The sequence below is a fragment of the Flavobacterium lipolyticum genome (assembly GCF_020905335.1).
Classification (GTDB): domain Bacteria; phylum Bacteroidota; class Bacteroidia; order Flavobacteriales; family Flavobacteriaceae; genus Flavobacterium; species Flavobacterium lipolyticum.
Genome location: NZ_JAJJMN010000001.1, coordinates 428,627 through 443,611 on the forward strand (window position 1 = coordinate 428,627; position 14,985 = coordinate 443,611).

Here is a 14,985-nt window from a genome sequence, read left to right on the forward strand (position 1 = left end):
TTTGTAACAGAAAAGAAAACTACTAAAAATAAAGAACAATATGGTTACCAAAAATGATACACAACTGTCAAAATCCTACGCAATTGGAATCGACATTGGTGGTACTTCACTGAAATGTGGTGTTGTGAATGAACTCGGAGAAATTTTATTTTCGTTTATAGTATCTTTAAAAGAAGCCCGTACCGAAAAAGAAATCATCCGCTTAATGATAGATGCCATCACACAATGTACCGATCAGCTAAAAGAACCCATTGTGGGTATCGGAATTGGCTTTCCGGGTCTGATTGAAAATGATGTGATCATTGGCGGTGGCGTAAACTTACCCGGTTTTGACCAATTGCCCTTGGGTAAAATTCTAAAGGATTTAACCGGACATCATGTTGTAATTGATAATGATGCCAACTTAATGGGACTTGCCGAATTAATTTACGGAGCAGCCAAAGACAGTACCGATGCCGTTTTTCTAACGATTGGTACAGGCATAGGCGGTGCCATTATGATTAATAAAGGCTTGTATAGCGGTTTCAAAAATCGCGGTGGAGAACTGGGCCATACCGTAATTCAACAAAATGGTATCGCCTGTAATTGCGGCGGACGTGGCTGTCTGGAAACCTATGCCTCTGTTACGGCATTAATCAAATACTATCAGTCACAAGATACGGCTGCAGATGAAAATATTGACGGCAAAACCATCATCGATAAATACCTTGCCGGAGAAAATCATGCGATAAAAACCATGGAGCATCATTTTGATTACCTGGCTGCCGGAATTGTTAATTTTGTCAACATCTTTAGTCCGCAAAAAGTAATCATTGGAGGCGGTATCAGCGAAGCAGGTCAGTTTTACATTGATGAACTAACCCAAAGAGTTAAAACCTTTGCTATTCCGGTTGCCTTTGCGCATACCAGCATCGTAGCAGCAGATTTAGGCAACAAAGCCGGATTACTGGGAGCCTGTGCCAATGCTTTTCAAAAATTTAAAGATTTGAAATACAGCACAACATAAAAAGATTTCTTACCAAACCAATCTTTTACTAAAACCGCAGCGTTACAGAACCATCCGTCTTGTAACGCTGCGGTTCGTTTTACCAGATAAAAACATCTATTTACGGAAAATACGAAATGTGAAATGGTAAAGAATTTATAAAAGAAACTCATTTCCCTCGCATAGTGCCCTGAGTTTTATTAAAAGTGAAACGTCCTAACTTCAACCAGAAAATCTATGTATCTATGTGTTGAAATAAATACCACAGGTTAAAAGAATTATAAACCATATAAAATCAGCACAATCTGCGAGAGAAAAATTTTACCACACTGATGCTAAGTTTTCTACAAGCAAATAAGAATACCTTAGAGAAACATATGTACCTCAAAAAAAATAAGCACCGAAAAATCTGAACAAAAGACTTTGCTCTTCTGTGCTTTTACCGGAACATCAAGGCTTTTAGATAAAATTAATAGCATTTTAAACAAATTCAAAACCCCAATTGAAGCCCGATGATTAACTTCGTTTTTGCATTTAAGAATTTAAAAGGCAAAACGTAATCTATAAAAATTAGGCCGATATGATATTTCAAAAAGTCATAGAATTTGTTTGTTTATTGGGCGCACTGGCTATTCCTTTTTCCGGCAATGCCCAAACCGCCGTACGACCAAATATCCTGATCATCATGACCGATCAGCAAACTGCCGATGCGATGAGTATTGCAGGAAACAAGGACCTCCATACCCCAGCAATGGACAAACTCGCTCAAAACGGAGTCCGTTTTACCAAAGCCTATTGTGCTCAGCCTTTATGTTCCCCTTCGCGTACGGCCATCATGAGCGGGAAAATGCCTTTTGAAACCGGCTTTGTGGGCAACGCTCCTGAAAAAGACGGTCAATGGCCGGACGATTTACTAATGATGGGGAAAATTTTCCAAAACGGAGGATACAAAACCGGTTACGTAGGCAAATGGCACCTTCCGGTTCCCACTGCCAAAAAAAGCCAGCATGGTTTTGAATACATCGAAAACACCAATTTTCAGGATTACAACGATGCGGCGACACCTTCCTTCTGTGCCCGCTTCATTAAAGAAAACAAAAACACTCCTTTTCTTTTGGTCGCTTCTTTTTTAAATCCGCATGACATTTGCGAATGGGCCAGAGACGAAGATTTAAAAATGGATGTATTAGAAAAAGCACCACCGCCAGCTCAGTGTCCACCCTTACCCGCCAACTGGAAAATCCCTGACTATGAACCTAAAATTGTCCGAGAGCAGCAAAAAGTAAGCTTCAGAACCTACCCTACTGTAAACTGGACTGCCGATCAATGGCGTCAATACCGCTGGGCCTACAATCGCTTAGTTGAAAAAGTAGATGGTTACATCCAAATGGTACTCGCTTCTTTGAAAAAATACAATATCGAAAAAAACACCATTATCGTTTTTACGGCCGATCATGGCGACGACTATGCAGGCCATAGCTGGAATCAGAAACAAATACTTTACGAAGAATCTGCTAAAATACCTTTTATCATTTCGAAAATAGGCGAATGGAAACCGCGCACCGATGCTCTTCTGGTTTGTAATGGTACCGACATTATTCCAACCATCTGTGGCTTTACCGGAGTACCCAAACCAGCCTATTTGAAAGGAATTGACATCAGTAAAAATATAGCCAATCCAACCGAAATCCTGCGGGATACTCTGGTTATCGAAACCGATTTTGCCGATAACGAAGAACTTTTAAACATTAGCGGACGCGCTGTAATTTCTAAAGATTTTAAATATATCGTTTACAATAAAGGCGATTTAAAAGAACAGCTTTTCAATCTGACGACAGATCCGGGAGAAATCACCAATCTTGCAGTAAACAAGGCCTATAAAAAACAACTAATTGCCCTGCGTCGCTATTTAAAAGAATGGTGCAAAAAGAACGGAGACCCTTTTCAATCCGGCTTATAAATCAACAAACAAGATGATGTCACAACAAAAAATATGTATACTATTGCTGTGTGTGCTAACACTTCAACTCTATAGCCAACGGCCGCCGGTCATTCAGCTGACAGCTGAAAAACTGCATGGCAGATTAAGAGAATGGCCTTATCCTGCAAATGGGGCAACGATCCATACAAATGCACCGGCTTTGTTATGGCCGGGAACAAATGGCGAAAAAAAAATTGTACTGTCGGGAGATATTGGAGATGATTTTGCGATCGATCCAAAAATTCACGATGTGGTTTATAAAGTAATGCTCGCTTCTGATCCTGATTTTAAACAAAATTTAATCACTGGCGAAGAGCAGGAATGGGCCATGTATCCACTACATCAGCCTTTGAAATCCGGAATGTGGTACTGGAAATATGGCTATCGTCAGAAAAACACACCAAATTGGGTTTGGTCGCCTTCCTATAACTTTATTGTTAATGCAACAGCCGCAAACAATCCGGTTTCACCAGCAGCCAGTACGGTATTACAGCGTGTTAGTGGTCCGCATCCGAGACTTTGGAATATGAACAAAACAGGTAACGAATTTTACCTGAAAAACCTGTCCAATCCGGAAGCTAAAAAATTTATAGCCTACGCCGAAAAATTAATGCTCGAACCACTTCCTGAAGAAAAACCGAGACGCTACATTGATACAACCGGCAAATCTGAACTTCAGAAAAAAATCAACATTGAAGCCATGTACCATGGTTTTGGAGATATGGTGGGTAATCCTGTACGCAATCTCTGCATTGCTTATCAGTTGACCAAAGACAAAAGATTCATTTTGGATGCCAAACGCAGAGCCCTAAACCTCGCCAACATGAATCCTGACGGTCTGGCTACTCGCGATGATTTTACAGGAGGTGCTTTATTAGAAGCCATTGGATGGTTTTACGATACCGGATTTGAATTTCTAAGTCCGGATGAAAAAACATTCTTAAAATCTGTTATCAAATTACGAGGTGAGCGTATTTACCGTCATCTTCCCAATCGCTTTGAAATCAATATCAACGACAATCACATCTGGCAAATTACGTTGCGAAATCTGGCAATAGGCGCTGTTGCTACAGTCGATGAAATGCCTGAAGCCAATAAATGGCTGACTTATATTTATGAAGTCTGGTCGGCCCGATTCCCTATTTTAAGTAATACTGATGGCGGATGGCATGAAGGCAGCGGCTATTTTAAAGTCAATTTCAGGTCCTTTCTTTATCTGTCGCAATTATTAGGAGATTTGAGTGGTGTCGATTATTTTCAACTTCCCTGGATGCAAAACCTTCCCTATTTTTTGCTTTACACACATCCGTCGGCAGCATCTTGTATGGCTATGGGCGATATGTGGGAAAAGGAGCCTAATATCGCTAAAATAGATGCCTGGTTTGCCGATGCGCTTACGTATCGAATAAACAATCCTTTTTTGAATACTTATGTAGCAACCATTAAAAAAGATTATCCAAACTATTTTACAGGAACAGATGACTTATTGCTTTACCGCTTATTAAATTACAAATCGGAGCGAAACCTGCGGGAATCTTCATTTAACGAACTGCCAAAATCGCGTTGGTTTCAAGATGTTGGGATGACTGCCATGCATGAAAATTTATCGGATTCCTCTAAAAATTTAAGCAGTTATTTTTTTAGCTGTCCTATGGGGTCTTCCGGACATGGCCATGCTTCACAAAATGCTTTTACGATTAACTACAAAGGCAAAACCATATTTGGAGGTACTGGCTATTACAGTAATTTTAGCGATCGTCATAACCTTTTAGACTATCGCAGTTCCAGAGCCTATTCGACCATCCTGGCCGACAGTCTCGGACAGAAAATTGGCGAAGACGGCTATGGCTGGACACCACGCTTCATTACAGGAAAACACCTTCAATATGTGCTTGGTGATGCCACAAAAGCTTACGGCCCTATCACCAATGAATTTTGGCTGGATCGTTTTGAAAAAATTAATGTCGTACCCAATGAAGCAAATGGATATGGAGAACGAAATATTACACTTTATCGCAGACATTATCTGCAATTAGAAGAAGGTTATGTTGTGATTTACGACGAACTGGAAGCTGAAAACCCGGTAAAATGGACTACCCAATTTCAAGTGCCCTATTATACCATCGAATCCCAAAAAACGGTCAGCAATAAACAGCAGAATTTTACCGTAAAAACAGATGTAGGCTTAGTCACTACCAGTGTTTTTGCTCATAATGACCTTAAAATGCAGGTGCATGATCAATTTGCCGAAACAGCCGTAAACTGGAACAAAGTAACTGGGGCAGACGGAAAAGTTTTCGAATATAAAAATCAGTGGCATGCCGGAATAACTTCTGTATCCAGTAAAAAAATGCGCTTTCTGACCCTCATACAAATCGATAGCAAAGCTAAAGACACCATAAAATCCGTAGTATTAAAAAATGGAATCCTTCGGCTGAATTTTGGCAACTGGCAGCTGTCTGCACAATTAAATAGTGATGAAGCCCCGATGCTGGACATTAAAAATGAAAAATTAAACTCGGCCTTTAATTACGGTACTTCTTCCCTTAAACTAGGAAAGAAAACCTATCAGCACCAAACCAGCGGAAGCTCAATGCTTGTTGAAATAACCAATAACAAACCAACCCGACAAGAAGTAATCGACGAGTTACCAGATGTCGCAAAATATGATTTTAAAAAATAAGTAATGATTGTTATGATAAAAAAAATAAGCTTCTCCATCTTACTGATTCTAAGCGGTAAAGCATTTGCACAACAACCTGCCGAAATTAAGCTCACCGCCGAAAAATTACATTCAAGAGTACGTGAATGGCCTTATCCTGTAAACGGAATTACGGTACCCACCAATGCTCCTGCCCTGCTTTGGCCGGGAACCAATGGAAAAAAAATGGTAACACCGATGGAAAGCGGAAGTGATATTCCGGAAGATCCGAATATTGGCAATGTACGCTACAAAGTGATGCTCGCAAGCGACAAAAACTTCACTAAAAACCCGTTCACCAGTGCCGAACAACGTTGGGCAGTTTACCCGTTGCATCAGGCTTTAAAAGCCGGAAAATGGTACTGGAAATATGGTTACGCTTTAAAAGGCAGCAGTCAATGGACCTGGTCGCCTGTTTACGATTTTGTCATTGATGCCCAATATGCTGCCCTAAAAGTAGCTCCTCCCATTAGCGAAGTCCTTAAAAGAAACGAAGGTGCACACCCGCTCTTATGGGACATGAACCGAATTGGTGAAGATTTTTACCGCAACAATCTGGACAATCCCGAAGCCAAAAAATTTGTTGCTTTCGCCGAAAAATTAATGGAGGCTCCTCTTCCAACAGAAAAACCACAAAGAGTAATTGATACCACAGGCAAAAATCCGTTAGAAAAGAAAATTATTGTAGAACGAATGTACCACGGTTTTGGAGATGCTGTTGGAAATCCGGTTCGCAATTTATGCATCGCCTATCAGCTCACCAAAGACAAACGTTTCATTTTAGATGCCAAACGCAGAGCCTTAAACCTTGCCAACATGAATCCTGACGGCCTGGCAACAGGTGACGATTTTACAAGTGGTGCCGTACTGGAAGCCCTGGGCTGGTTTTACGATAGCGGTTATGCTTTTTTAACTCCTCAGGAAAAAGAAACCTTAAAAAATAGCATTACGATCAGAGCCAAAAGAGTTTACGACCATTTGCCCAATCGTTTTGAGCTGCATGTAAGCGACAACCACGTTTGGCAAATCACCTTACGCAACCTTGCCATTGCAACCGTAGCGGTAATTAATGATGTCCCTGAAGCCAAAGAATGGCTTACCTATATATACGAAGTCTGGTCGGCACGTTTTCCGGTATTGGGCACTACCGATGGTGGCTGGCATGAAGGAAACGGCTATTTCAGAGTCAACTTTAAATCGATTATTTACCTGTCTCAAATGTTTGGTGATTTTAGCGGTGTTGATTATTTTAAATTACCGTGGATGCAGAATCTACCGTATTATATGCTTTACACCCATCCAAACGGTGCGGCAAGTACTGCTATTGGAGACATGTGGGAAAACATTCCGTACATCGTAAAAGGCGAAGCCTGGTTTGCAGATGCTTTGACCTACCGCATGAATGATCCTTATCTGAACTGGTATGTTGGTGCAATCAAAAGAGACTATCCGTCCTACTATCACGGCACCGATGATTTCTTATTTTTCAGGTTACTGAACTACAAACCCAATAGAAACTTACCAGCAACCTCGCCCGAAAAACTCCCTAAAACTCGAAAATTTGCCGATGTGGGTGTCGTAGCCATGCACGAAGATCTGACCAAAGCCAATACAACCCTGAGCAGCTATTTGTTCAGCAGTCCGTTTGGCTCTTCGGGACACGGTCACGCTTCGCAAAATGCCTTTACGATTAATTATAAAGGGAAAGTGCTCTTTGGCGGAACAGGCTATTACAGCAATTTCAGCGACAAACACAATCTTTTAGATTACAGATCTTCTAAAGCATACAACACCATTTTAGCCGACAGTCTGAACCAAAAAATTGGAGAAGAAGGTTACGGATGGATTCCGAGAGCGATTTCCGGTCAACGCATCCAATACGCTTTAGGAGATGCCAGCAATGCTTATGGAAACATAAAAAGTGATTTCTGGCTCAACAGATTCAAACAAATTAATGTAGTACCTAATAAAGCAAACGGTTACGGAGAATCGGGTGTCTCCTTGTACCGCAGACATATGCTGCAGCTAGAAGGCGGGTACATTGTTTTATACGACGAACTGGAAGCTAAAACCCCGGTAAAATGGACGACTCAGTTTCATTGTCCGTACTATACCATTGAAGGGCAAAATTCGGCAAATGCCAAACAGCAAAACTTCACAGTACAAACCGATTTAGGAAATGTAAACGCCAGTGTTTTTGCTAATAGTCCGCTAAAAATGGCCGTACACCATAAATTTTATGAAGCCGCTATCAACTGGAATAAAGTAACCAACGACGAAGGTCAGATCAAAGAATTTAAAGACCAATGGCATGCAGGAATCACTTCTGAACCCAGACAAAAATTCAGATACCTGACCATTATACAAGTAAAAGACGGTAAAACAGAAGTCATTAAAACAGGATCAGACAACAACGGTTTATCCCATTTTCAGATTGACGACTGGGACATTCAGGTACAATTGGACGGCGAAAAACCGGCTGCTTTACAAATTACCGGAAAAACTGCAAAATCATTATTTAGCTACGGAAGTTTACCCATTACATTTGAAGGTAAAACATTTTCTCCTAAAATTGAAGGAAGTTCGGTCTTACTGGAAATGAATGGTACTAAGCTAAACAAACAGGAAGCTGTTGACGAATTACCGGATGTGGCCAAATACGACAAAAATTAAAAACAAAAAAGACGTTTGCTTTTTCTTTAAATTTAGAGTTTAAAATCTATATTTCTACTGTTTTTTTTTCACGCAGATTTAGCAGATTTTTTAATTCCCTTGAACAACGGCTATTATTTCAAAAGAAAACAAAAACAAACACAAACCATTAAAATTGAAACTTTCATGAAGAAAACGATTGCCCTAGCTGTGCTTTTCTATCTTATACTTTTTGCCGTTAAAAGTCAGGCTCAGGTACAGGATCGATACTTCCGTACGATTTCGGTTGATAAAGGCTTGTCGCAAAGTTCCGTTTTTGCTATTGAACAAGATACGCTGGGTTTTATCTGGATAGGAACTCAGGACGGACTAAATCGTTATGACAGTAAAGGTTTTAAAGTGTATCGTCCCGTAAGGAATGTCAAAAACAGTTTGCAATCGTACTACATCCGAAGCTTGTTTACCGATCATAAAGGGCAATTATGGGTGGGCGGTAATCAGGGAATTAGCGTTTACAATTACAGTACCGACAGCTTTACCAATTACAAGCTTCCGCGAACTATTGGCGAATGGTACATCTCGTCGATCACAGAAGACCCTGCCCACAGGATTTGGGCCACCTCAATTACCGGAGAAGTTTTTGTGCTGAACCCTGAAGAACAGAATTTTTCATCCATCCGATTTAATGCTTCTTCACACGAAATCAAAAAAATTGCCTACATCGGTCTTTGGCAAAAACAAATAATTCTGGGAACCGATGTTGGTCTGTTTAAACTAAATCCCAATTCGCATCAGCTGACAAAAATTAACCTGGGAGTCAAAAAACCTTATATCAACGCTGTTTATGCTGATGCTAAACAGTTGTGGGTCGCGACAGAAGGCGAAGGTGTCATTCGTTACAATGCCGCAAATGGTCAGGTTACATCTCTGCTCCACTCGACCGGAGCAAACAGTATTGTCGATAACAATATCAGATGTGTTGGAAAAGATACCGAAGGAAATATCTGGTTCGGCACTTTTAAAGGGCTTACTGTTTTTAATCCTAAAACCAACGTTTTCAGCAACTATTACCATCAAATAGCACAGCCTTACACCATCAGTCAAAACTCTGTTCGTTGTTTCTTTAAAGACAAGCAAAACGGAATCTGGCTGGGAACATATTACGGAGGTCTAAATTATTACCACAAAAGCGATATTAAGTTCAATTTGTTAAGTCAAAACTCCGGAAACCCCTCTTTGAATGATGAGGTTATTGGCGCAATCAAACAGGATGCAAAAGGCAATTTCTGGATTGGAAGTAATGACAAAGGCGTGAATTACTGGAACAAAAATGCCAATACCATCAGTTATTTTTCGAACAGTGAGAACAACCCAAACAGCTTAAGTTCCAACAATATCAAAGCCATCGAATTTGATGCAAACGGAAATGTATTAATTGGTACCCACAACGGCGGGTTGAATCTACTCAACCCCAATACCGGTTTGGCACAGCGTTTTCGCCATGATGAAAACAATCCCAACTCGATCGCAGGCGATTTGGTTTACAGCTTATTAAAAGACTCTAAGGGGCGTATCTGGGTAGGTACACGATCGGGATTGGACCAGTTTCATCCCGAAACAAAATCGTTTACACACCTTCATTTAGACAAAGCCGGAAAACGTCTGGCATCTGATGATATTACTTTTCTTTTTGAAGACAGCAAACACCGAATCTGGATTGGAACCACTAATGGCGTCACCCTTTTTTATCCGGACACTAATCTGTTTGCCACTATCGGTCACGGCAAATTAAGCGACGATATTGTAAACTGTGTAACCGAGGATTCAAAACACCGAATCTGGATTGGCACCCGCGAAGGATTACGTTTGTATGATGAAACGCAGGAATCTTTCAAAACGATTAAAGCGCGAAAAGATTTCGTCAAAGAAACCATTTACGGTATTATTCCGGACGATGAAGGAAGTTTGTGGATTTCAACCAACAGCGGCTTAATCAAATTTAATCCGGACAAAGGTTCTGTACAGACTTTTGACGAAAGTGACGGTTTACAAAACAAGCAGTTCAACGATTATGCCTTTTGTAAAGCCAAAGACGGTATGCTGCTTTTTGGCGGGATCAAAGGGCTTTCCTATTTCTATCCCGCTCTGATAAAACAGCAGCCACTTCCTTTAAAATTAAATTTTACCGCTTTAGAAGTATTGAACAAAACGGTTGTCGCCGGTGACGATACCGACATACTTGAAGGACATATTGACCAAACCGGCGAATTAGAAATTGGACCTGAATACAAACAGTTCAGCATCTTCTTTAATACGTTTAATTATATTTCTTCCAATCGAACTTATTATTATTACAAACTGGAAGGAATCGACAAAGACTGGCAGCGAACAGATGAGCTTAAAGTAAGTTACAGCAACTTACCCGCAGGAAACTACAACTTCCAGATCAAAGCCATTGGACCAAACGGAGAAATGAGTGCTGTTCGAAATTTAAAAATTGTTATACTTTCACCCTGGTATAAAACCATCTGGTTTTCATTGTTATTGCTCGCCATCATTGGTACCGCAGCCTATATTGGTTTTAAAATTATAAAAGAAAGAATAAAAGCCGTTCAGCAATTAAAATTGGAACGAATCGATAAAGAACGCGTAAACTACATCAATCAGGTTAAAATGGATTTCTTTACCAATGTTTCTCATGAATTAAGAACACCACTAACCCTGATCTTAGCGCCTTTGGAAGAACTTTTAAAAATGCCTTTTGCCGATAAAGTTTCCAAAAAGAAACATGAACTCATGTTTATCAATGCCAAAAGACTGTATAATTTGGTCGATCAGCTTTTTGAATTCCGAAAAACCGAAATGGGTACGCGACAATTAAAAATAGGCAAAGGTGATATTGTGAACTTTACTCAAGAGATTTTTGAGTCTTTTAAACCGCTTTCAGAGAAAAATAGCATTCACTATACCTATCATTCTGAAGAGCCGCAATTGTCATTTTATTTTGACAAAGATGCTATGGAAAAAATCCTTTTCAATCTTTTATCCAATGCTTTTAAATATACTAAAACCGGCCAAAGTATTGCTGTCACACTATTACAGAAAAAGGATACGGTACAAATAAAAGTCACTGACACGGGGGTCGGAATTAGTGCGGAAGATTTATCCAAGGTTTTCGACCGTTTTTATCAGGTAAACAATCGCGAAATGAATTTGGGTTCGGGTGTTGGTTTGGCCTTTACCAAACGTCTGGTCGAATTGCATCACGGTGAAATTACTGCCGAAAGTAAAATGCAGGAAGGAAGCAGTTTTACGGTCACTATTCCGATTTCGGATGCTGTTTATAAAAACGATCAGCATGTGGAGGAATCTGCTTATGACCTCGCAATCCTGTCCGACAACGACCTTGAAAATGAAGACGCTTTACTGCCGGAAGAAAATGAAATCATCGAAAAAAATCAACCGGTTAAGCTTCTGATCGTCGACGACAACAAAGAAATTTTAGATTATCTGCAGGACTATTTCAGTAAAATATACGAGGTCACCGTAGCTCATAACGGACAAATGGCATTGGAACTTCTGGAAATTCAGCCTTATGACCTGATCATTAGCGACGTGATGATGCCCGAACTGGATGGTTTACACTTTTGCAAACGCGTCAAACAAAACATTAACACCTCGCACATTCCGTTAATGCTTTTAACGGCAAGAACCGAAACCAGCCAGCAGATAAAAGGACTCGAAATGGGTGCCGATGATTATATTACCAAACCGTTTTCGACACCTTTACTCGCCGCAAAAATCACCAATCTGTTGCGCTCCCGAAAAAGACTGAAAGAATATTATGCGGTTGGAAAAGAAATGGTTCCGGAAAATATTGCTTTTAATACGCTGGATGAGGAGTTTCTAAAACAGGCCATTCGTATTGTTGAAGATCATTTAGCCAATTCTGAATTTTCAGTGGACCAGTTTAGCCGGGAAATTGGCATGAGCCGATCGAATCTGTATTTAAAATTAAAAGCCATTACCGGAGAATCGGCTATGGATTTTATCAAACGAATCCGATTTAAAAAAGCGGTCGAATTGATGCAGAGCAAACGCTATACGATTGCACAAATCACTTATATGTGCGGATTCAACTCGCCTTCTTATTTTTCTACCGCCTTTAAGCAGCATTATGGCTGTATGCCCAGTGAATATTTAGCAAAAATCGACGATACACAAGAATAATTTAAACGACACAAACTACCATACCATGCAAAAAAAACTTTATAAAATTCTGACACTATTGCGTTAGACATCAGCTAAAATAAGGCCTTAAAAAGCCTTAGCTCATTCCGAATTTCAGTTTTGAAAATCAGAATCCAATCCAGATGAAACAGTCATTTTGGAACAGGAAGGCTCGAACTATGCCTTTACGGAACTGTTTTTCTGAAAAAAATGCCAATCCCAAATCAACGTTTAAAAATTAAAATACCCCTTTATGAAAATAATGAAACTCCTTCTTATACTGACTTTTATTTTGCCGGTCACTACAATTGCACAAACAAAAGCAACAATAATCCTTCACAATAGTTCGGCTCTGGATCGCAAAGAAACGGTTGTAGCCATCCCTTGGAAATCGGTACTTTCCTCCTGTCCGCAAATTGACACCGCAAACTTTGTCGTATTGAATACCCTCACCAAAAAGCAAATTCCGTATCAGTTAGAACATCGCGGGAATGCTGCCGTTCAAAATTTATTGGTCCAAATTGATTTAAAAGCCAAAGCCTCTCTGAATCTTACCGTTCAAAAAGGAAAACCGGAAGCCTTTGCTGTCAAAACCTATGCCCGTTATGTACCGGAACGTCTGGACGATTTTGCCTGGGAAAATGATAAAATTGCCTTCCGTGCCTATGGAAAGGCTCTTGAAAAAACTGAAGGTGATGCGTACGGTTATGATGTTTGGGTAAAACGAACCGATAAACTCGTCCTCAACGATCGCTACAAACGCAACGACTATCATATCGACCATGGCGACGGATTGGATTATTATCACGTAGGACACACTTTAGGTGCAGGAAATATGGCTCCGTACGTAAAAGATACCATCCGATATTCGGGCAATTACCACCAATGGAAAATTTTAGACAATGGACCTCTCCGCACCACTTTTCAACTGACATATGACCTCTGGAATGCCGGTGGAATACCCGTTAAAGCCACTAAAATTATTTCTATAGATGCCGGTTCACAGCTCAACCGAATAGAGAACACGTATACATTCGAGGATAAAAACCCTTTACCGGTTGTAGTTGGAATTATCAAACGAGCGAAAGCCGGAGTTCTTTCTTTAAACGAACAACAAGGTATTATGGGGTATTGGGAACCCACTTTTGATAAAGAAGGTACTACCGGAGTGGCATCAATCTTAACGACACCCGCAAATGCCATGTGGGTAACCAAAGAACAATTACTTACCCAAACCACCGTCAAAAGCAACGAACCTCTTGTCTACTATACTGGCGCAGCCTGGGACAAGGCCGGAAAAATTACTTCGGCCAGACAATGGTTCAATTACCTCGATCATTTTAATGAAGAGCTTAAAAATCCATTAACGGTCAATGTAAAATAGTCATAAAACAACTTTACCTACATTTTTTAACGCATAGAAACAGGATTTATGTGACGTATCAAAAACGTTTCACCCGGAATAAAAGACAAAGAACTATGAGATAGAAATGGGGGGTCTCTTTAGTATCCTTTTACTTTCAAAAAATCGATGTTTCTATGTGGTTAAATAAACGAACAAGACAATAACAAATTAAAATTACTAATCACCAAAAACAAACAAAAAATGTCAATTAACTTATTTGATTTAACGGGAAAAACAGCACTCATTACGGGAGGAGTTCATGGTCTAGGAATGGCAATGGCCAAAGGGCTGGGACATGCAGGGGCAAAAATTGTAGTAAACGATCATTCTTCGCAAGAAGCTGTTGATCATGCAATCGCTGAATACAAATCAGAAGGAATTGAGGCTTTCGGATACCTGTTTGATGTAACAGATGAAGCTGCTGTAATTGCCGCTATCAGCAAAATAGAGGCTGAAGTGGGACCAATCGATATTTTAATCAATAATGCCGGAATTATCAAAAGAACTCCCATTATAGAAATGGAAGTTGCCGATTTTGAAGCGGTAGTAAAAGTAGATCTGACCGGTCCTTTTATTGTTTCAAAAAATGTGGCAAAAGGCATGATCACACGCGGAGGAGGAAAAATCATCAACATGTGTTCAATGATGAGCGAGCTGGGAAGAGACTCTGTAAGCGCTTACGCTGCTGCAAAAGGTGGACTTAAAATGCTGACCAAAAATATGGCCACCGAATGGGCTAAATTTAACATTCAGACCAACGGAATTGGGCCGGGTTATTTTGCCACTAGCCAAACAGCACCTATCAGAGTAAACGGGCATCCGTTTAATGAATTTATTATGGGAAGAACTCCCGCAGGACGTTGGGGAGATCCGGACGATTTACAGGGAGCCGCCATCTTTTTAAGCTCAAAAGCAAGTGATTTTGTAAACGGTCATATTGTGTATGTTGACGGCGGAATATTGGCAACCATAGGAAAACCTTCAAACGAAGACTAATACTTTTTCTTTGGATACTATCTTAAAAGGTCAAA

The 14,985-nt window shown here is 40.2% G+C and carries 7 protein-coding genes; all 7 read left to right on the forward strand.

What is annotated here, in order from left to right:
* Positions 1 to 40 precede the first annotated feature (40 nt).
* Positions 41 to 1,006, forward strand: coding sequence for an ROK family protein (locus tag LNQ34_RS01800; RefSeq protein WP_229998482.1), 966 nt, complete (start codon positions 41 to 43; stop codon positions 1,004 to 1,006).
* Positions 1,007 to 1,565: 559 nt separating this feature from the next.
* Positions 1,566 to 2,945: a sulfatase family protein gene (locus LNQ34_RS01805; protein WP_229998483.1), complete on the forward strand. Its 1,380-nt coding sequence runs from the start codon at positions 1,566 to 1,568 to the stop codon at positions 2,943 to 2,945.
* Between the two features lie 13 nt (positions 2,946 to 2,958).
* Positions 2,959 to 5,649: a DUF4962 domain-containing protein gene (locus tag LNQ34_RS01810; protein ID WP_229998484.1), complete on the forward strand. Its 2,691-nt coding sequence runs from the start codon at positions 2,959 to 2,961 to the stop codon at positions 5,647 to 5,649.
* A gap of 12 nt (positions 5,650 to 5,661) precedes the next feature.
* Positions 5,662 to 8,340 carry a DUF4962 domain-containing protein gene (locus LNQ34_RS01815; protein ID WP_229998485.1) on the forward strand — a complete coding sequence of 893 codons (2,679 nt, stop codon included), beginning with the start codon at positions 5,662 to 5,664 and terminating at the stop codon, positions 8,338 to 8,340.
* Between the two features lie 165 nt (positions 8,341 to 8,505).
* Positions 8,506 to 12,549 (forward strand): hybrid sensor histidine kinase/response regulator transcription factor, encoded by a 4,044-nt coding sequence (locus LNQ34_RS01820; RefSeq protein ID WP_229998486.1) that lies wholly within the window; start codon positions 8,506 to 8,508, stop codon positions 12,547 to 12,549.
* A 253-nt stretch (positions 12,550 to 12,802) separates the two neighbouring features.
* Complete coding sequence (locus LNQ34_RS01825; RefSeq protein ID WP_229998487.1) at positions 12,803 to 13,933, forward strand: BT3233 family polysaccharide utilization protein; 1,131 nt, start codon at positions 12,803 to 12,805, stop codon at positions 13,931 to 13,933.
* A gap of 222 nt (positions 13,934 to 14,155) precedes the next feature.
* Positions 14,156 to 14,950, forward strand: a complete 795-nt coding sequence (locus LNQ34_RS01830) for a gluconate 5-dehydrogenase (RefSeq protein WP_202702409.1) — start codon at positions 14,156 to 14,158, stop codon at positions 14,948 to 14,950.
* Positions 14,951 to 14,985: the final 35 nt, after the last annotated feature.

What these genes read in the sequence shown, in the direction of transcription:
- LNQ34_RS01820 (WP_229998486.1), top strand. Translation starts at nt 8,506, where the DNA reads ATGAAGAAAACGATTGCCCTAGCTGTGCTTTTCTATCTTATACTTTTT.
- LNQ34_RS01805 (WP_229998483.1), top strand. Translation starts at nt 1,566, where the DNA reads ATGATATTTCAAAAAGTCATAGAATTTGTTTGTTTATTGGGCGCACTG.
- LNQ34_RS01825 (WP_229998487.1), top strand. Translation starts at nt 12,803, where the DNA reads ATGAAAATAATGAAACTCCTTCTTATACTGACTTTTATTTTGCCGGTC.
- LNQ34_RS01800 (WP_229998482.1), top strand. Translation starts at nt 41, where the DNA reads ATGGTTACCAAAAATGATACACAACTGTCAAAATCCTACGCAATTGGA.
- LNQ34_RS01810 (WP_229998484.1), top strand. Translation starts at nt 2,959, where the DNA reads ATGATGTCACAACAAAAAATATGTATACTATTGCTGTGTGTGCTAACA.
- LNQ34_RS01815 (WP_229998485.1), top strand. Translation starts at nt 5,662, where the DNA reads ATGATAAAAAAAATAAGCTTCTCCATCTTACTGATTCTAAGCGGTAAA.
- LNQ34_RS01830 (WP_202702409.1), top strand. Translation starts at nt 14,156, where the DNA reads ATGTCAATTAACTTATTTGATTTAACGGGAAAAACAGCACTCATTACG.